The sequence below is a fragment of the Serpentinimonas raichei genome (genome assembly GCF_000828895.1).
GTDB lineage: Bacteria > Pseudomonadota > Gammaproteobacteria > Burkholderiales > Burkholderiaceae_C > Serpentinimonas > Serpentinimonas raichei.
Map to the genome: position 1 here is coordinate 2,347,059 of NZ_AP014568.1, position 17,555 is coordinate 2,364,613.

Here is a 17,555-nt window from a genome sequence, read left to right on the forward strand (position 1 = left end):
GTTGCGCTGCGCGGTGGGTAGGGTTGGGGACTTGCAATGGGGCAAGTGTAAGCCTTGCGCGGCTGAGCCTGCCTTGGCCTAGGAGCGCACGCCACCAGAGTGCCCCAAGCGGGGCCTAGCGGCGGCAGGAGCGCTCATAACCCATCTGCCGCAAGCGCCTCAGGCTCAGGCGCGGCGCCGCATCCAGATCAGGCAGCGCTCGGCATCCAGCCCCGGAACGGTGATCGGTTCCACGTGAAACACCTCGATTTCGGGCGGCAGCGCTGCGATTTCCTCGTGCGGCCATTTGCCCTTGAGCGCCAGCCACAGCCCTTGCGGTGCCAGCGCCGCCTGGGACAAGCGCGTGAAATCGGCCAGCGAGGCAAAGGCGCGCGACAGCACCAGGTCGTGCGGCTGCTCAATCTGTTCGACGCGCGCGTGCTGCCCCTGCAGATTGGGCAGGCGCAGCGCCGCCGCCACCTGGCTGATGAACAGCGCCTTTTTGGCCACCGCATCGACGCAGCGCACCAGCAGCGCCGGGTCGGCAATCGCCAGCACCACGCCCGGCAAGCCGCCGCCCGAGCCCACATCGAGCAGGCGAGGCGGCTGCGCCAGCCCGAGCGCGGCCAACTGGCACTGCACCGGGGCGCAGACCGCCAGACTGTCGAGCAGGTGGTGCGTGAGCACCTGCTGCGGCTGGCGCAGCGCGCTCAGGTTATAGACCCGGTTCCATTTGAGCAGCCAATCGGCGTAGTCGAGCAGGCACTGCTGTTGCGCCGGGCTCAAGTCCAGTTGCAATTCGGCCAAGCCGCTGCGCAAGCCCTCGGCGAGCGGATGACTCACGGCGCTGACCCTGGCAGAGCAAATTCGCGCCCCCGGCTGCGCTTGAGGTGGATCAGCAGCAGCGAAATCGCCGCCGGCGTCACGCCCGAAATGCGGGCCGCCTGGCCCAGCGTCTCGGGGCGCTGCGCCGACAGCTTTTGCCGCACCTCGATGCTCAGCGCCGCCACCTGGTGGTAGTCCATGTCGGCAGGCAGGCGCAGGTTTTCGTAGGCGGCGCCGCGCTCGACTTCATCGCGCTGGCGCTCGATGTAGCCCGCGTACTGGGCCGCAATTTCGATCTGCTCCACCACGGCTGCGTAGCCATCGTCCAAGGTTTCACGTGAAACCACGGGGCGCGGGTCGTCCGGCTCCGCGCCAGTTGCAGGCCGCCAGCGCCCGCCTTCCAGGCTCAGCAACGCCTCGTAGCCCACGCCAGGGCGGCGCAACAGCTCGAACAGCGGGTACTCGCGCTCGATCGCCTTGCCCAGCACGCGCTCGGCCTCGGGCTGCGAGAGCGTGCGCGGGTTCACCCAGGTGGATTTGAGACGCTCGGTCTCGCGTGCCAGCGCGTCGCGCTTGCGGCAAAAAACGCTCCAGCGCGCTTCATCCACCAGGCCGAGCCGGTGCCCGATTTCGGTCAGGCGCAGGTCGGCGTTGTCTTCACGCAGTTGCAGCCGGTACTCGGCCCGGCTGGTGAACATGCGGTAGGGCTCGCTCACGCCTTGGGTGACCAAATCATCCACCAGCACGCCCAGATAAGCCTGGTCGCGCCCCGGCAACCAGGCTGCTTGCCCGCGCACCTGCAAGGCGGCGTTGAGGCCGGCGTACAGGCCCTGCGCCGCCGCTTCCTCGTAACCGGTGGTGCCGTTGATCTGGCCGGCAAAAAACAGGCCGCCGATCTGGCGCGTCTCGAAGCTGCTGCGCAGCGCGCGCGGGTCGAAGTAGTCGTACTCGATCGCGTAGCCGGGGCGCAGGATGTGCGCGCGCTCCAGCCCTTCGATGCTGCGCACCAGTTCGAGCTGGATGTCGAACGGCAGGCTGGTGGAGATGCCGTTGGGGTAGAACTCGTTCGTCGTCAGGCCCTCGGGCTCCAAAAAAATCTGGTGGCTGTCTTTGCCGGCAAAGCGCTTGATCTTGTCTTCCACGCTCGGGCAGTAGCGCGGCCCCACGCCCTCGATCTGGCCGGTGTACATCGGGCTGCGGTCAAAGCCGGAGCGGATGATCTCGTGCGTGCGCTCGTTGGTGTGCGTGATCCAGCACGGCAACTGGGCCGGGTGCATGGCGGGCTGGCCCATGAAGCTAAACACCGGCAGCGGCCGCTCGGCGTTGGCCCCGCCCGGCATGCCGTCGCCGGGCTGCTCGGTGCAGCGGGAAAAGTCGATGCTGCGCCCGTCCAGCCGCGGCGGGGTGCCGGTCTTGAGCCGCCCTTGCGGCAGTTGCAGCTCTTTGAGCCGGGCCGAGAGGCGCTGCGCGGGCGCATCCCCGGCGCGGCCACCGGGGTGGTTTTGCAGCCCGATGTGGATTTTTCCATCCAGAAAGGTGCCGGCCGTGAGCACCACGGCGCGGGCGCGAAAGCGGATGCCGGTCTGCGTCACCGCCCCTGCCACGCGCGCGCCGCTGGCGTCGGCGTCGAGCAGCAGGTCATCGACCGCCTGCTGAAACAGCGTCAGGTTGGGCTGGTTTTCCAACTGCTGGCGAATCGCCGCCTTGTACAGCAGCCGGTCGGCCTGGGCCCGGGTGGCGCGCACCGCCGGCCCCTTGCTGGAGTTGAGGATGCGAAACTGGATCCCGGCCGCGTCGGTGGCCAGCGCCATGGCCCCGCCGAGCGCATCGACTTCGCGCACCAGATGCCCCTTGCCGATGCCGCCGATGCTGGGATTGCAGCTCATCTGGCCCAGGGTCTCGATGTTGTGGGTCAGCAGCAGGGTGGCGCAACCCATGCGCGCCGCCGCCAAGGCGGCCTCGGTCCCGGCGTGCCCGCCGCCGACCACGATCACATCAAATTCTTCCGGGTACCACATGCCATGTCCGCCTTGCCTACACGCGCAGCCGCAAAGGCGCGGCGCAAAGGGGCGATTTTAGGTCGCTGACCTGCTACGCAACAACCTCGATGTATTCAACTTGGCTGGAACCGTCTGGAATGGCTATGCCGTCTTCGCGCAGCCCTTCGAGGTGAAAGGCGATTGCCTCGCGCAACTCGGCTTCGACTTCAGCGACGGTTGTGCCCGTGGCTACGCAACCCGGCAGATCGGGAACATAAGCCGAGTAGTTGGCTGCGGCCTTTTCAATGACGATGGCGTAGCGCATAAGTCCTCACAATTTCAAATCAGCCTGCTTGCGAATGCTGTTCAGGGTGCCGGGTGCCAGCTCATCGCTCGGTTTGCCGGGAACAGTGACGCGACCAGGCTTGCTGGCATGCTTGTATTGGCGATGGCTTCCACGAGTCGCAACCAGACGCCACCCATCTGCTTGGAGCAGTCTCAGGACCTCGCCGACCTTCATGGGGGAAAGATACCACAAGCCTCAATACACCGACGCCTGCCCCGGCGGCCGGCTCTTGAAGCGCCGGTGCAGCCAGTGGTACTGGCCCGGGGTCTGGCGCACGGCGCTTTCGAGCGTGGCGTTCATGCGCTGCGCGTCGGCGGCATCGTCGCCGCTGGGGAAATCGGGCCACAGCGGCGAGACGTCGAGTTGGTAGCCACTGGGCGTCATGCGGCAGATCAGGCTGGCCACGGGGGCCCGGGCGGCGCTGGCGTAGCGCGACAGCGCCGTCACGGTGGCGGCCGGCACGCCAAAGAAGGGCACGAACACCGCGTTATGCGCACCTAGGTCCATATCGGGCAACAGCATCAAGGCGGCCCCCTCGTGCAGGCCGCGCAGCACCGGGCGGATGCTTTCGCGGCGCGAGACCAGGCGCGGCGCACCGAAGCGTGCGCGCCCAAGGTTTACCCAGCGCTCCAGCCAGGGCCGCTTTTGCGGCGAATAGACCGTGATCCATGGGCGCTCGACTTCGAGCGTGATGCGCGTCCAGCAGGCGTCGAGGCCGCTGAAGTGGGGCGCAAAATACACCATCGGGCCGGGGCGCTGCAGCACCTGCTGCGGGTCGTCGAGCCGCACCCGCCGGCGCACCAGCGCCGCGCTGCCGTGCCAGAGCCAGACCCGGTCCAGCGCCGATTGCGCCAAGTGCCTGAAGGCCTGCCAGAGCCAGCGCCGCCGCTGCCACGGCGTGGCCTCGGGGAAACACAGTTGCAGGTTGCGCCGGGCGATCTGGCGCCGGCGCTTGGCCAGCAGCAGCAGCAGCGCCACCAGCGCCCCGAGCGCGCGCCACAGCGGCAAGGGCAGGTGCGCCAGCGCACGCAGCCACAGCGGGCCTGGCGGCGCTGGGGCGGTTGGTTCGGCAATCGTTGGCACAGAAGACGGCTCAGGTGTCGGCACGGATGTCGGGGTGGGCGTCGCTGTGGGTGGGGTTCGCGGGGCCGGGCATCGCAACCACCGCCCGGCTCAAAGCAGCGGGCTGTCGATGCGCAGCCAAGTGGTTTTGAGTTCGGTGTATTTGTCGAAGGCGTGCAGCGATTTGTCGCGCCCCATGCCGCTTTGCTTGTAGCCGCCAAAGGGCACGGTGATGTCGTCCTCGTCGTACTGGTTGACGTGGATGGTGCCCGCGCGCAGCGCCCGCGCCACGCCGTGGGCGCGGTTGATGTCGCGGCTCCAGACCGAGGCCTGCAAGCCATAGATGCTATCGTTGGCCAGCCGCACCGCTTCGGCGGCGTCGGCAAAGGGCAGCACCGCCAGCACCGGGCCAAAGATTTCTTCGCGCGCGATGCGCATGTGGCTGCGCACGCCGCCAAAAATCGTGGGTTGCAGGTAGCAGCCGCCCGGTACCGGGTGCACGCGCTGGCCACCGGCGAGCAACTGCGCGCCTTCGCTTTGGCCCAGCGCTATGTAGCGCAGCACGGACTCGGTTTGCGCCTCATCGACCAGCGCACCCTGCACCGTTTGTGGCAGCAGCGGGTGCGCGGGCTGAAACTGCGGCAGCAGTTCCAGTGCGCGCGCCACGAAGGCGTCGTGGATGGCAGCGTGCAGCAGCAGCCGGGTGGGGGCGTTGCAGCTCTGGCCGCAGTTGAAGAACACGCTGCCCACCACCGCCTGCACGGCGCGCTCCAGATCGGGGCAGTCGTCAAAGACGATGAAGGGCGACTTGCCGCCCAGCTCGGTCCAGGCGCGCTTGAGGTTGCTCTGCCCGGCCATGATGTGAATCTGCTTGCCCACGCGGGTGCTGCCGGTGAAGGCGATGCAATCCACATCGGGGTGCAGCGCCAGCGGCGCCCCCGCCTCGGCCCCGTAGCCCGGCACCACGTTGAGCACCCCAGGCGGCAGGCCCGCTTGCAGCCCGAGTTCGGCCAGCCGCAACGCGCTGAAAGGCGATTTTTCGCTGGGTTTAAGCACCACCGCGTTGCCCGCCGCCAGCGCCGGGGCCACTTTCCAGACCGCCATCAGCAGCGGGTAGTTCCAGGGCACGATCACGCCCACCACCCCGACCGGCTCGCGCTGGATCAGGGCCAGCGCATTGGCGGGTGTGGGCGCGATCTGGTCATAGACCTTGTCGATGGCCTCGCCAAACCAGCGCAGGCAGTTGGCGGCCCCGGCCACATCCACGCCCTTGGCGTATTGCAGCGGCTTGCCCATGTCGAGGGTTTCGGTCAGGGCCAGCTCGTCGGCGTGCTGCAGCAGCAGCTCGGCCCAGCGCAGCAGCACCCGCTTGCGCTTGGCCGGGGCCTGGCCGGCCCAGCGCCGGTCTTCGAAGGCTGCCCGGGCGGCCGCCACTGCGGCGTCGATGTCGGCCGCCGCACCGCGCGCCACCTCGGGCAGCACGCGGCCGTCGATGGGCGAGGTCTTGCTGAAGGTGGCCCCGTCCAGCGCCGCCACGCGCTGGCCCGCGATGAAGGCGCGCCCGTCCAGGCGCAAGGTGTCGGCAGTCGGGTTCATGGCGGTTCTCCGGGGTCATCAAACACCGCGCAGCGCTTGCGCCATCTCGCGCTGGCGTTTGCGCGTCGAGCGCGCCACCCACAGCGCGTAGCTCACCACGAACAGCGTCACGGTGAGGATGAGCAGCGTGGCGGCGGCGTAGATGGTCGGGTTGATGCCGCGCACGGCGAAGTTGAAAATCACCTGCGGCAGCGTGCTCACCCCAGGACCGGAGAGGAACAGGGTGATCACCACGTCGTCGAACGAGAGCGTGAAGGCCAGCAAAAAAGCCGCCAAAATGGCGGGCGCGATATTGGGCAGCGTGACCAAGAAAAACACCTGGTGCGGGCGCGCCCCGAGGTCCATCGCCGCTTCCTCGATGCTGCGGTCCACCTCTTGCAGGCGCGACTGCACCACCACCATGGCAAAAGCCATGCCCAGCAAAGTGTGGCCGATGATGATGGTGATCAGGCCGCGCTCGGGGCCGCCGAACACGTTTTGCGCCCCCACCATCAGCAGCAGCAGCGACAAGCCGATGATCACCTCGGGCATCACCATGGGGGCCGTGGCCATGCCGGAAAACACGGTGCGGCCCCAAAAACGCTGGTAGCGCACCAGCACGAAAGCGCAAAAGGTGCCCAGCACCGCCGCCAGCAAGCCGGTCACGAAGGCCACCTGCAAGGACACGATGAAGCCCTCGACGATGCGCGTATCGGCCAGCAGCGCCTCGTACCAGCGCAGCGAAAAACCGGTGAACACCGCGTGCTGGCGCGTGCTGTTGAAAGAAAACAGGATCATGAACGCCAGCGGGGCGTACAAAAACAGGAACACCAGCGCCAGCCAGACTTTGCCCAGGTGTTTGTTGAGCCAATTCGTCATGATGGATAGGGCTCCTGGGTGTCAGCGCCCGTCGGCGCTGTCGCGCACGCCGTAGCGGAAGTAGAGCATCATGGGCACGAGGATGAGCACCAGCATCAGCACCGCCAGTGCCGCCGCGCGCGGCCAGTTGTTGGCGATGAACATCTCGTCCCAGACCACGCGCCCGATCATGAGGTTGTCGGCCCCGCCCAGCAGCGAAGGCACCACGAACTCGCCCATCGAGGGAATGAAGACCAGCATCATGCCGGCGATGATGCCGGGCTTGGACAGCGGCACCGTGATCAGCCAAAAGGCCTTGAAGGGCGAGGCCCCGAGGTCGTAGGCCGCTTCCAGCAGTCGGAAATCCATCTTCACCAGATTGGCGTAGAGCGGCAACACCATGAAGGGCAGATAGACATAGACCATGCCGATCAGCATGGAAAAATCGGTGTAGAGCAGGCGCAGCGGCTCCTCGGTCACGCCGACCCAAATCAAAAACTGATTCAGCACGCCAAAATCGCTCAAAATGCCCTTCCAGGCAAAGACGCGCAGCATGAACGAGGTCCAGAACGGCAGCATCAGCATCATCAGCAGAATCAGCCGAATTTCGGGCTTGCTGCGGGCGATGAAGTAAGCGAAGGGGTAACCGATCACCAGGCACAGCAGCGCCGTGATGAGGGCATAGACGATCGAACGCAGGTAGGATTCGACGTACAGGGTCTGGAACAGCGCGCCGTCGGGGCCGGTGCGGAAAATGCTCCAGTAGTTCTCGAACTTGAGCAGCAGCACACCTTGCTCGGCGTCCCAGAGCGGCTGAAACGGGTGAACCTCGTTGCCCATATCGACAAAACTGATGTACAGCAATATCAAAAAAGGCAAAAAGAAAAAGATCAGCAGCCAGGCATAGGGCACGCCGATGACGAAGCGCCGGCCGGGCATGGACAGTTGAAAGGGCTTGGCCACGATGGTTCGCTTCTGAAACGGCGCTCAGTCGCGCAGCACCACGCCGGCGCGGTTGCTCCACCAGAAAAAGACTTCGTCTTCCCAGGTGATGTCGGACAGGTCGTGGCGGGTGGTGTTGGGCTCGGTGATCTTGATTTTCTGGCCGTTGCTGGCTTGCACCAGAAAGCTGTTGTAGGAGCCGAAGTAGGCGATTTCCTTGACCCGGCCGCTAAACAGGTTGCCATCCACGCCGCTCGGGCGGGTTTTGGAGATTTCAATTTTCTCGGGCCGCACCGCCACCGCCACCGGCATGTTCAGCGCACCGCTGACGCCGTGCCCGATCTGGACCTCGCCGATCGCGGTTTGCACCGCGCAGTGGTCGATCTCATCGACGCTCAGGTGGCCGTCGAACAGGTTCACGTTGCCAATGAAGTCGGCCACGAAGCGGTTCACGGGAAACTCGTAAATGTCCTGCGGGGCACCGACTTGCAGCACCCGGCCCTTGCTCATGACGGCAATGCGGCGGGCCATGATCATGGCCTCTTCCTGGTCGTGCGTGACCATGACGCAGGTCACGCCCACTTTTTCGATGATGTTGACGAGCTCGAACTGGGTCTGCTCGCGCAGCTTTTTGTCCAGCGCCCCCAGCGGTTCGTCGAGCAGCAGCAGCTTGGGCCGTTTGGCCAGGCTGCGCGCCAGCGCCACGCGCTGCTGTTGCCCGCCCGAGAGCTGGTGCGGCTTGCGCCGGGCGTAGTCGCCCAACTGCACCAGATCCAGCATTTCGCCGACACGGCGCTTGAGTTCGTCCTTGGGGCAGCCCTCGCGCTTCAAGCCAAAGGCCACGTTTTCCCAGATGTCCAGGTGCGGAAACAGCGCGTAGCTCTGGAACATCATGTTGATCGGGCGCTCGTAGGGCGGCATCTGGGCCACGTCCTGGCCGCCGAGCAAAATGCGCCCCGAAGTGGGCTTCTCGAACCCGGCCAACATGCGCAGCAGGGTCGATTTGCCGCAGCCCGAGCTGCCCAGCAGGGCAAAAATCTCGCCTTGCTCAATCGAGAGCGACACCTCATCGACGGCCAGCGCCTCGTCAAAGCGCTTGACCACTTTTTCGGTGACCAAAAATCCTTCTTTGCCTGCGTCTGGGAGCATGTGCGCGCCTCGGTCTGCCCTGTACAAGATGGAAGGCCGCCGCACCCCAAACGGGGCGCCAGCGGCCTGTGAATGGTGAACGGTGAACCGGGCTCTACCCAGCCAACCCTTGCAGGGGTTGCGTGGGGCTGGATGGGCGCCGGTCAGTCCCCGCTCAGCGGCCTTGCTTGAAGCTATTGTAGGCGGTGGCCATGGCTTCGCGCGCCTCGTTGGTGAGGCTGCCGGGCTGGATCATGCGCGCCATGTGCTCGGGCGGCACCATGATGGTGGGGTTGTTGGCGATCTCGGGCTTTATCTGGGGCACCGCGGCCAGGTTGCCGGTGGGGAAGTTCATCTCGTTGGCCATGCGCGCGGCGTTTTCTGGGCGCAGGAAGAAGTTGATGAAGGCATGCGCGTTGTTGGGGTGGCGCGCGTCGCGGGTGATGGCCATGGTGTCGATGAAGATCAGCCCGCCGGTGCTGGGCAGCAGCGCTTCGAGCACATCGGTATTGCCCATTTCACGGGCCCGGTTGGCGGCGATGTTGATGTCGCCCGACCAACCCAGCACCACGCAGGCCTGGCCGCCGGCGAAGGTGTCGATCATGGTGGAGGTGAAGATGCGGATGTGCGGGCGCACCGTGAGCAGCATCTCCAGCGCGGCCTGGTAGTCGGCGGGGTTGTTGGAGTAGGCGTCGCGGCCGATGAAGTGCAGCGCCGGCGGGATGATCTCGGACGGCGCATCGAGGAAGGCGATGCCGCAGCGCTGCGCCAGCGCGGTGTATTTGGGGTTGAACACCAGCTCCCAGGCGTTGGCGGGCATGGGCGTGTTGCCCAGTGCGCGCTCGAGGCGGGTGCGGTTGATGCCCACGGTGGTAAAGCCCCAGGCCCACGGCACCAGATGGCGGTTTTCCGGATCGGCCTTGGTCAGGGTGGCCATCAGGGCCGGGTCCATATTGGCCAGATTCGGGATTTTGCTTTTGTCCAGCGGCTGGAAGAAATTGGCGGCGATCTGCTGCGCCGCAAACACGCTGCCCGGCACCACGATGTCGTAGCCGGTGTTGCCCGCCACCAGGCGCGCGTGCAGCACCTCGTTGGAGGCGAAGGTGTCGTAGGTGACGTCGATCCCGGTTTCGGCTTCGAAGGCTTCGATCAGGCCGGGGGGGACGTAGTCGGGCCAGTTGTAGATGTTGAGCACCTTGGGCTCGGCTGCTGGTGCCGCCGGGGCCACCGCAGCGGGCTGCTCGCGCGGCCCACAAGCCACCAGAAAAGTGGCCGCAAGGGCGGCCGCCAACAAGGTCTTCAACATGGTTTCACTCCAGCAAGGAAAGAGCAAAAAAGGATGGGGAGGGCGCCGCGCACGGGTGCTTGGCCTTACAGACCAAGCAAACCGCGTACCACTTTGAATTTTAGCCCGAAGCACAGGGTTCGACCCTGCTCAGAACCCGCCTTTGGCACGAAGTTCCGCCAGCGTGGCATCGAGCGCGCGCACGATCAGGCCCATCAGCTCGTCGATCTGCGCCCGCGTGATGACCAGCGGCGGGGCGATGATCATGCGGTCGCCCACGGCGCGCATCACCAGCCCGCCCCCAAAACAGTGCGCGCGGCACACCATGCCCACCGCCTGCTCCTCGGGGAAGGGCAGGCCTTGCGCCTTGTCGCGCAGCAAGGTGAGGGCGGCGACCAGGCCGCAGCTCTCGGCGCGGCCCACCAGCGGGTGCGCCTCCAGTTCGGCCAGGCGCTGGGCCAGATACGGGCCGGTGTCGAGCCGCACCCGGCCCGGCAGGTCTTCGCGCTGCAACAGATCGAGGTTGGCCAGCGCCACCGCGCACGCCACCGGGTGCCCGCTGTAGGTGTAGCCGTGGTTGAACTCGCCGCCGCGCTCGATCAACACCCGCGCCACGCGCTCGCCCACCAAGGTGCCGCCCAGGGGCACGTAGCCGCTGGTCACGCCCTTGGCAAAGGTCACCAGATCGGGGCGCATGCCGAACTTTTCGTAAGCAAACCAGTGCCCGAGGCGGCCAAAGGCGCAGATCACTTCGTCGGAAATCAGCAAGATGCCGTATAGCTCGACGATGCGCTGCACCTCGGGCCAGTAGCTCGCCGGCGGGATGATAACGCCGCCCGCGCCCTGCACCGGCTCGCCGATGAAGGCCGCCACCCGCTCGGGCCCGAGTTCGAGGATTTTGTCCTCCAGCCAACGCGCCGCGCGCAGGCCAAAGTCGTGCGCGGACTCGCCCGGCTGGCCGTGCTGGGCGAAATGTGGCTGGTCTATGTGCACGATGCCGGGTATGGGCAAGTCGCCCTGGGCGTGCATGGCGCCCATGCCACTGAGCGAGGCCGCCGCCACCGTGGAGCCGTGGTAGGCGTTGTGGCGGCTGATCACGGTTTTGCGCTGCGGCTGGCCGAGCAGGTCCCAGTAGCGGCGCACCAGCCGCAGGTTGGTGTCGTTGGCCTCGGAGCCGGAGTTGGCGTAGAACACGTGCTCGAAGCGCCGCCCCTCGACCGGCGGGGCCAGCTCGGCCAAGCGCGCCGCCAGCCGCACCGCCGTCTCGTGCGTGGTCTGGAAAAAGCTGTTGTAGTAGGGCAGCTTGAGCATTTGGGCGTGCGCCGCGTCGGCCAGTTCGCGCCGCCCGTAGCCCGCGTTGACGCACCACAGCCCGCTCATGGCGTCGAGCAGGCGCTGGCCTTCGCTGTCCCAGATGTAAATGCCTTCGGCGTGCGTGATCACGCGCGCGCCCTTGGCCGCCAGCGCCTGGTGGTCGGTGAAGGGGTGCAGGTAGTGCGCGGCGTCGAGTGCTTGCAGCTCGGCGGTGAGGGGCTGGATCGGGGCGGTGCTCATAAAAATTCCTGGGCTCGGACAAAGCGGGGCTCAAGGCCTAACTCTCATGAATCCTGCGCGACACCCCGGACGATGGAAGACACTGAGGGGGTGTGCGGGCGAGCTTGGGTAGAGGTCGGTCAAACCTTTGATGGCACATTGACCGCGATTCCTAACTTGACCCGCCGCCGACCACTCGTACCCTGGATTGCCTGCGGGCGCTGCCCTGACCCAGTCGGATCAGTGCATGCCTGACAGCCCACATTAAATGGAGCCGCCGGGCTTGCCCGGCAGGCCGTTGGTCTGCGGCACCCATGCTTGCCCTGCACGCTTGTGATTATCGTTCAAGCTGCTAGGAGAGATGCAATGGATTTGACCCCGATGCACAAGCGCGTGCTCGCGCTCGATGTTCACCAAGCCAAGATCACCGCGTGTGCCGTCGTCGAGCACGATGACGGCCGCGTGCAGGTGACCAAGCGCGACTTTGGTGCCTTCAAGCGTGATCGGCGCGCCTTGGCGCAGTGGGCGCTGCAAATCGCACCCGAGGTAGTGGTCATGGAGAGCACGGGCGTGTACTGGAAGAGCCCGTTTGCGGCACTGGAGGCGGTGGGCATCATCGCTTGGGTGGTCAACGCAAGGCACGTCAAGGCCGTGCCCGGTCGCAAGACCGACATGGCCGATGCGCAGTGGCTGGCCACGCTGGCGCGTGCGGGGCTGCTGCGCGCCTCGTTCATCCCTCCCCAGCTCATGCGCCAACTGCGCTTGGTTGCACGCCAGCGGCAAAAGCTGGTGGGCATGTGCAGCGCCGAGAAGAACCGGCTGCACAAGGTGCTGGTGGATGCGGGCATTCGCCTCAACGTGCTGGTCTCCGACATCCACGGCAGCAGTGCGCGTGCGATGATCAAGGCGCTGATTGTCGGCCAGCCCATGCACGAGGTGCTCGATCACAAGGGGCGGCTGCGTGCCAGCCGAGACGAGTTGTTCGAGGCCCTATGCACCGAGCAGTTCAGCGCCGCGCACCGCTTCGTAGCCGATGAGATCATGCAGCACATCGAGTCTCTGGAGCGGCGCATAGCGGGCTTTGATCGGTACTTGCTCGAAGGTCTGCGGCCCTGGCGGGCGCAACTGACGCTGCTGCAAACCATTCCCGGCATCGACGAGCAGGGCGCGGCCATGCTGCTGGTAGAGATTGGCGCAGACATGAGCGTCTTTGGCAGCGCTGAGCGCCTGGCTAGCTGGGTCGGCATTTGCCCGGGCAACAACGAGAGCGCGGGCAAGCGCAAGTGCGGGCGCATCCGCAAGGGCAACGCTTGGGTGCGAAGGCTGTTGTGCGAGTTTTCCCAAGCTGCGGCTCGAACGCGCTGTGCGCTCAAGGCCAAGTTCGATGCGCTGACTATCCGCAAGGGGCGCAAGAAGTCCATCATCGCGCTGGCGCACAAGATGCTGCGCACCATCTACGCCATGCTCACCCATGGCACCCACTACCGGGACAAGGAGGTTGATTATGAGGCGCTCAACGTCGAGCGCAACGCCCCACGCTGGATGAAGATGCTGCTCAAACACGGCTTCATCACCAATCCCGCAGCCGCAGCCGCCTGAGGCTGACCTACCCGCTGATCTCGCGGCCCCGGCCAGCCTGAGGTCAGGATGAGTCTCGGCTGCTGGTGGGGTGTCTTCCACATTAACGGGCAAGCTGGCTCAAACGTGCAGCAACAGGTGCTCGCGCTCCCAGGGCGAGATCACTTTCATGAACTCCTCGTACTCGAGCTCCTTGATCTCGGTGTAGATGGTGATGAACTCGCGCCCCAGCACCTCGTGCAGATCGGTTTCGCGGCGCAGCCAGTCCAGCGCCTCGCCCAGCGTGCGCGGCAGCGCATAAGCCGAGAGGTAGGCGTCGGACTTCATTTCGGGCTTGGGGGCGATCTTGTTTTTTAGCCCCAGGTAGCCGCAAGCCAGCGTCATGGCCAGCGCCACGTAGGGGTTGGCGTCGGCGCCGATGACGCGGTTTTCCAGCCGCCGCGACTGCGGCACCGAAATCGGCGAGCGGATGCCGACGGTGCGGTTGTCGTGCCCCCACTCGATGTTGATGGGTGCTGCGGTGTGGCGCGACAGGCGGCGGTAGCTGTTGACGTAGGGCGCCACCAGCGCCATCGCTGGCGGGATGTAGCGCTGCAAGCCACCGATGTAGTGGTAGAAGGCCTCGCTGGGCGTGCCGTCGATCTGGCTAAACAGGTTGCGCCCGCTTTCTTGCTCGACGATGCTCTGGTGCACGTGCATGGCGCTGCCGGGCTCGCCGGCAATGGGTTTGGCCATGAAGGTGGCGTACATATCGTGCCGCAGCGCCGCCTCGCGCACCGTGCGCTTGAAGAAAAACACCTCGTCGGCCAAGTCGAGCGGGGCGCCGTGGAAGAAGTTGATCTCCATCTGCCCGGCCCCGACTTCGTGGATCAGGGTATCGACGTTGAGCTCCATCTGGTCGCAGTAGTCGTAGATTTCCTCGAACAGGGGGTCGAACTCGTTCACGGCGTCGATGCTGTAGGCCTGGCGCGAGGTTTCGGCGCGGCCGCTGCGGCCGATCGGCGGCTTGAGCAGGGTGTTGGGGTCGGTGTTGCGTGCCGTCAGATAGAACTCGAGCTCGGGTGCCACCACGGGTGAGAGGCCCATTTCCTCGTACAGGCTGCACACATGGCGCAACACGCTGCGCGGGGCAAAGGGCACGCGCTTGCCGGCGTGGTCGAAGCAGTCGTGGATGACTTGGGCGGTCGGGTCGGTGGCCCAGGGCACGATGCGCACCGTGGCCGGGTCGGGGCGCAACTGCATGTCGCGATCGGTCGGGTCGATCACGTCGTAGTAGGGGCCGCTTTCGGGGAACTCGCCCGTCACGCCCATGGCCACCACCGCCTGCGGCAAGCGCATGCCACGGTCTTCGGTGAATTTGCCGCGTGGCAAGATTTTGCCGCGCGCCACCCCGGTGAGGTCGGGCACCAGGCATTCGATTTCGGTCACGCGGCGCAGGTTCAGCCACTGTTCCAGTTCGTTGAAGCTCTGCGGTGGGTTGCTTTTCATGTCGTTCTCCGGTGCGGCTGGCGGCGTTGCTGGCGCCGCCGCAGCGCCTCGCCAAAGGCCGCAAAGGTGGCGGCGTAAAAGGGGTTATCCGTGCAGCGCCACTCGGGGTGCCACTGCACCGCGTAAGCAAACTCGGCCGCGCCTTGCACCTCGAAGGCCTCGACCAGCCCGTCTTCGGCCCAGGCCAGCGGCTGCAAAGTGGGTGCCAGGCGGCCGATGCCCTGCCCGTGCAGCGAGTTGACTAGGGCCTGCTCGGCACCCGCCCACTGCGCCAGCACCGAGCCTGCGGCCAGCCGCACCGGGTGGCTGGGGCCGTACTGCTGCTCAACGGGCAAACCATCGGCCTCGCGGTGATCCATCAGCCCCGGCACCGCGTGCACGGTCTGGTGCAAGCTGCCGCCCAAGGCCACGTTGATTTCTTGAAAACCGCGGCAAATGCCCAGCAGCGGCACCGCTTGCGCCAGGCAGGCACGCACCAGCGCCAGCGTGAGCGCGTCGCGCGCCGGGTCCAGCGGCAGCGCGGGGTCGTGCACTTCTTCGTCGAAATGCGCCGGGTGTACGTTGGAGGGCGAGCCGGTGAGCAGCACGCCATCGACTTGCGCCAGCAAGCTCTCGATCTGCGCGGGTTCGGCCAGCGGGAACAGCACCGGCTGCGCCTGCGCGCCCACCTTGACGGCACGCGCGTACTTGTCGCCCAACAGCAAATAGGGCATGTCGTAGCGGCCCAGCAGGCGGTGGTCGGCTGGTAGCCAGACCAAGGGTAAGGGGGAGGTTTGCATCGTATGAGCTGAACCGGCGGGTTGCAAGGCGCGCCCGACTTGAACCGCAGTGTAAGCGCTGCGCCACTGGCTCCGTTTTGCGCAATCGCCTTGGCTGGGGCAACAAGAATTGCGCTTCAGGCGGTTTTCACTTCGTTCAGCAGATCGGGGTGACGATCCAACAGCTTGAACAGCTTGACCAGTGCCAGTGGTGGCTTGGTCTTGCCGGTCTCGTAGCGCGAGAAGGCATTGATGCCACCGCCAAAAATTTCGGCGGCTTCGCGCTGCCCGAGGTCGAGCTTCTTGCGCACGTTGAGGATGAAACCGGGGTCAACAATGGCCGCGTTCACCTGCTTGTTGAACGCCTGCATCTCCCGCATGACACGCTCGGTTTCTGGCATGTCGGTAATGGACTCATCACAGGCAGGGCAAAAATCGGCCGTCACCGCCGGGATGGTGGTGGCTTCACCCTTGTAGGTATAGGGCAGGTCGCGGGTGTCATGGATCAGTTCCGCCGCGCCGCAAACCGGGCATTTCATGGTCATAGCTCCTTAAAGGACACGATCAGCACGTCATCAATGACCGTCAGTTTCAGGTACACATCGCCCGTCTGCGTGCTTGGGCGGTACACGTCCTGCCATACCGTGTGGTCGGCATGGGTAGTCATGCTCTTGTAAAAATCTGCAGGGGTGAGCTCCATCACCACGGCCAACACGGCGGAGAGATCCAACCCCAATGCAGCGGCCCCAAGCCTGGCTGAATGGGTCGCACGCACCTTGCCAGCCTCTACCAAGGCTTTGACGACTGACAGCTTGCTGTGTGGGCTTCGTTTCTCCACTGGCAGATTTTAACCTGGTTGGTTTATTTTGGCAAGATTGGCTCAATCCTTGACCCGCGCTCAACCCAACGCCTCGCGCAGCCGCTGCCACGCCATGCCCAGCGCCAGCAGCGGGGTGCGCAGGCGCGGGCCGCCGGGAAAGGGGTGGTGGCGCAGCCGCGTGTACACATCGAAGCGCCCGGCTTGGCCGCTGATGGCCTCGGCCACCAGCCGCCCGGCCAAGCCGGCCAGCACCACGCCGTGCCCGCTAAAGCCTTGCAAATAATAGACCTGCGGCGACAGGCGGCCAAAATCCGGGGCCCGGTTCATGCTGATATCGACAAAGCCGCCCCAGAGGTATTCCACCGGCACCTGCGCCAGATCGGGGAACACGGCCAGCATGCGCTGGCGCATGAGCGCTTGCAGGTGCTGCGGGGTGCGGGTGCTGTAGCTAACACGGCCGCCAAACAGCAAGCGCTGCTCGGCGCTGAAGCGAAAGTAGTCCAGCACCAGGTTGTTGTCGCTCACGGCGGCGGCGCTGGGGATCAGGCGCCGGCTCAAGGCCGCAGCCACCGGGGCGGTGGCGATCAGATAGGTGCCGACCGGCATGATGCGCCGCCCCAAGGCCGGGGCCAGCGCCGGGGCGTATTCGGGCAGCAGGCAATTGCCGGCCAGCAGCGCGTGCTGCGCCGTCACTTGACCGCTGGCCGTGTGCGCCGTCACGCCGGCGGCGTGGTGGCTCAGGCGCAGCACGGCGCTGTGCTCGTGCAGGGCCACACCGGCCTGCTGCGCCGCCTGCGCCAGCCCCAGGGTGTATTTGAGCGGGTGCAGGTGCCCGCTTAGCTTTTCAAAGGCGGCGGCGTGGTAGAGCGGGCTGTCGATGTAGCGGCGCACCTCGGCCCCGGTGGCCAGCTCGCACGCCAGGCCGTAGTCGCGCTGCTGCTGCGCCGTATCGGCCAGCAGGCGCTGGGCTTGGCGCGGCGTATCGGCCACATACAAGTAGCCGCGCTGCCAGTCGCAGTCGATGCGGTGCTGGGCGATGCGCTGCCCAATCAGCTCGATGCCCTCCAGCGTCCAGTCCCACAACCGGCGCGCATCGGCGCGGCCCAGTTGCTGCTCCAGCGGCTCCTGGCCGCAGGCGTAGCCGACCAAGGCCTGGCCGCCGTTGCGCCCGCTGGCCCCCCAGCCGATGCGCTGCGCCTCCAGCAGGCAAACCTGCAGACCGCGCTCGGCCAACTCCAGCGCCGCGCTCAAACCGGCCAAGCCAGCGCCGACGATCAGCACATCGGCGCGCTGCTCGCCTTGCAGCGGTGGATGCGGCGGCGCGCGCTGCACCGAGGCCTCGTAGTAGCTGCGCTGGTTCAGCAGGGTGTCGCTGTGCAGCAAATCGGGCTTGAACACG

17 protein-coding genes are annotated in these 17,555 nt (G+C 66.0%); 1 reads left to right on the top strand and 16 read right to left on the bottom strand.

Annotated elements, in window-relative coordinates:
• Positions 1–165: 165 nt before the first annotated feature.
• The 11 genes from rsmG to SRAA_RS11005 form a co-directional block, all read right to left on the bottom strand.
• A complete protein-coding gene (gene rsmG, locus SRAA_RS10960; RefSeq protein ID WP_045532717.1) occupies positions 166–822 on the bottom strand; it encodes a 16S rRNA (guanine(527)-N(7))-methyltransferase RsmG in 657 nt (218 codons plus the stop codon).
• On the bottom strand, positions 819–2,822 hold the full coding sequence (gene mnmG / locus SRAA_RS10965) for a tRNA uridine-5-carboxymethylaminomethyl(34) synthesis enzyme MnmG (protein WP_045532719.1): 2,004 nt from the start codon (positions 2,820–2,822) through the stop codon (positions 819–821). The genes rsmG and mnmG overlap by 4 nt, the downstream gene beginning before the upstream one ends.
• A gap of 73 nt (positions 2,823–2,895) precedes the next feature.
• Positions 2,896–3,108: a type II toxin-antitoxin system HicB family antitoxin gene (locus SRAA_RS10970; protein ID WP_045532723.1), complete on the bottom strand. Its 213-nt coding sequence runs from the start codon at positions 3,106–3,108 to the stop codon at positions 2,896–2,898.
• 6 nt (positions 3,109–3,114) lie between these two features.
• Positions 3,115–3,303 (bottom strand): type II toxin-antitoxin system HicA family toxin, encoded by a 189-nt coding sequence (locus SRAA_RS12345; protein ID WP_082040039.1) that lies wholly within the window; start codon positions 3,301–3,303, stop codon positions 3,115–3,117.
• Positions 3,304–3,324: 21 nt separating this feature from the next.
• Positions 3,325–4,212: a lysophospholipid acyltransferase family protein gene (locus SRAA_RS10975; protein WP_052467566.1), complete on the bottom strand. Its 888-nt coding sequence runs from the start codon at positions 4,210–4,212 to the stop codon at positions 3,325–3,327.
• A gap of 90 nt (positions 4,213–4,302) precedes the next feature.
• Positions 4,303–5,787, bottom strand: a complete 1,485-nt coding sequence (locus tag SRAA_RS10980) for an aldehyde dehydrogenase (protein ID WP_045532725.1) — start codon at positions 5,785–5,787, stop codon at positions 4,303–4,305.
• A gap of 18 nt (positions 5,788–5,805) precedes the next feature.
• Positions 5,806–6,645, bottom strand: coding sequence for an ABC transporter permease (locus tag SRAA_RS10985; RefSeq protein WP_045532727.1), 840 nt, complete (start codon positions 6,643–6,645; stop codon positions 5,806–5,808).
• A gap of 21 nt (positions 6,646–6,666) precedes the next feature.
• Positions 6,667–7,563 (bottom strand): ABC transporter permease, encoded by an 897-nt coding sequence (locus SRAA_RS10990; RefSeq protein WP_045533805.1) that lies wholly within the window; start codon positions 7,561–7,563, stop codon positions 6,667–6,669.
• A gap of 48 nt (positions 7,564–7,611) precedes the next feature.
• Positions 7,612–8,715: an ABC transporter ATP-binding protein gene (locus tag SRAA_RS10995; RefSeq protein ID WP_045532729.1), complete on the bottom strand. Its 1,104-nt coding sequence runs from the start codon at positions 8,713–8,715 to the stop codon at positions 7,612–7,614.
• A 154-nt stretch (positions 8,716–8,869) separates the two neighbouring features.
• Complete coding sequence (locus SRAA_RS11000) at positions 8,870–10,000, bottom strand: extracellular solute-binding protein (RefSeq protein WP_045532731.1); 1,131 nt, start codon at positions 9,998–10,000, stop codon at positions 8,870–8,872.
• A 129-nt stretch (positions 10,001–10,129) separates the two neighbouring features.
• A complete protein-coding gene (locus tag SRAA_RS11005) occupies positions 10,130–11,533 on the bottom strand; it encodes an aspartate aminotransferase family protein (RefSeq protein WP_045532732.1) in 1,404 nt (467 codons plus the stop codon).
• Between the two features lie 345 nt (positions 11,534–11,878).
• Between SRAA_RS11005 and SRAA_RS11010 the strand changes: the two genes are divergently transcribed.
• Positions 11,879–13,111 carry an IS110 family RNA-guided transposase gene (locus SRAA_RS11010; protein WP_045530664.1) on the top strand — a complete coding sequence of 411 codons (1,233 nt, stop codon included), beginning with the start codon at positions 11,879–11,881 and terminating at the stop codon, positions 13,109–13,111.
• A gap of 99 nt (positions 13,112–13,210) precedes the next feature.
• On the opposite strand, the gene SRAA_RS11015 is transcribed toward SRAA_RS11010, so the two are convergent.
• The 5 genes from SRAA_RS11015 to SRAA_RS11035 all read right to left on the bottom strand — a co-directional run bounded on the left by SRAA_RS11015 (position 13,211) and on the right by SRAA_RS11035 (position 17,554).
• Positions 13,211–14,578: a glutamine synthetase family protein gene (locus SRAA_RS11015; protein WP_045532734.1), complete on the bottom strand. Its 1,368-nt coding sequence runs from the start codon at positions 14,576–14,578 to the stop codon at positions 13,211–13,213.
• Entirely contained in the window at positions 14,575–15,357 is a 783-nt protein-coding gene (locus tag SRAA_RS11020; RefSeq protein WP_052467567.1) for a gamma-glutamyl-gamma-aminobutyrate hydrolase family protein, read from the bottom strand. Before SRAA_RS11020 ends, SRAA_RS11015 begins: the two co-directional genes overlap by 4 nt.
• A 116-nt stretch (positions 15,358–15,473) precedes the next feature.
• Entirely contained in the window at positions 15,474–15,875 is a 402-nt protein-coding gene (locus SRAA_RS11025) for a type II toxin-antitoxin system MqsA family antitoxin (protein WP_045532736.1), read from the bottom strand.
• Between the two features lie 2 nt (positions 15,876–15,877).
• Positions 15,878–16,174, bottom strand: coding sequence for a type II toxin-antitoxin system MqsR family toxin (locus tag SRAA_RS11030; protein ID WP_045532738.1), 297 nt, complete (start codon positions 16,172–16,174; stop codon positions 15,878–15,880).
• A gap of 60 nt (positions 16,175–16,234) precedes the next feature.
• Positions 16,235–17,554 carry an NAD(P)/FAD-dependent oxidoreductase gene (locus tag SRAA_RS11035; RefSeq protein ID WP_197538510.1) on the bottom strand — a complete coding sequence of 440 codons (1,320 nt, stop codon included), beginning with the start codon at positions 17,552–17,554 and terminating at the stop codon, positions 16,235–16,237.
• Position 17,555 lies beyond the last annotated feature (1 nt).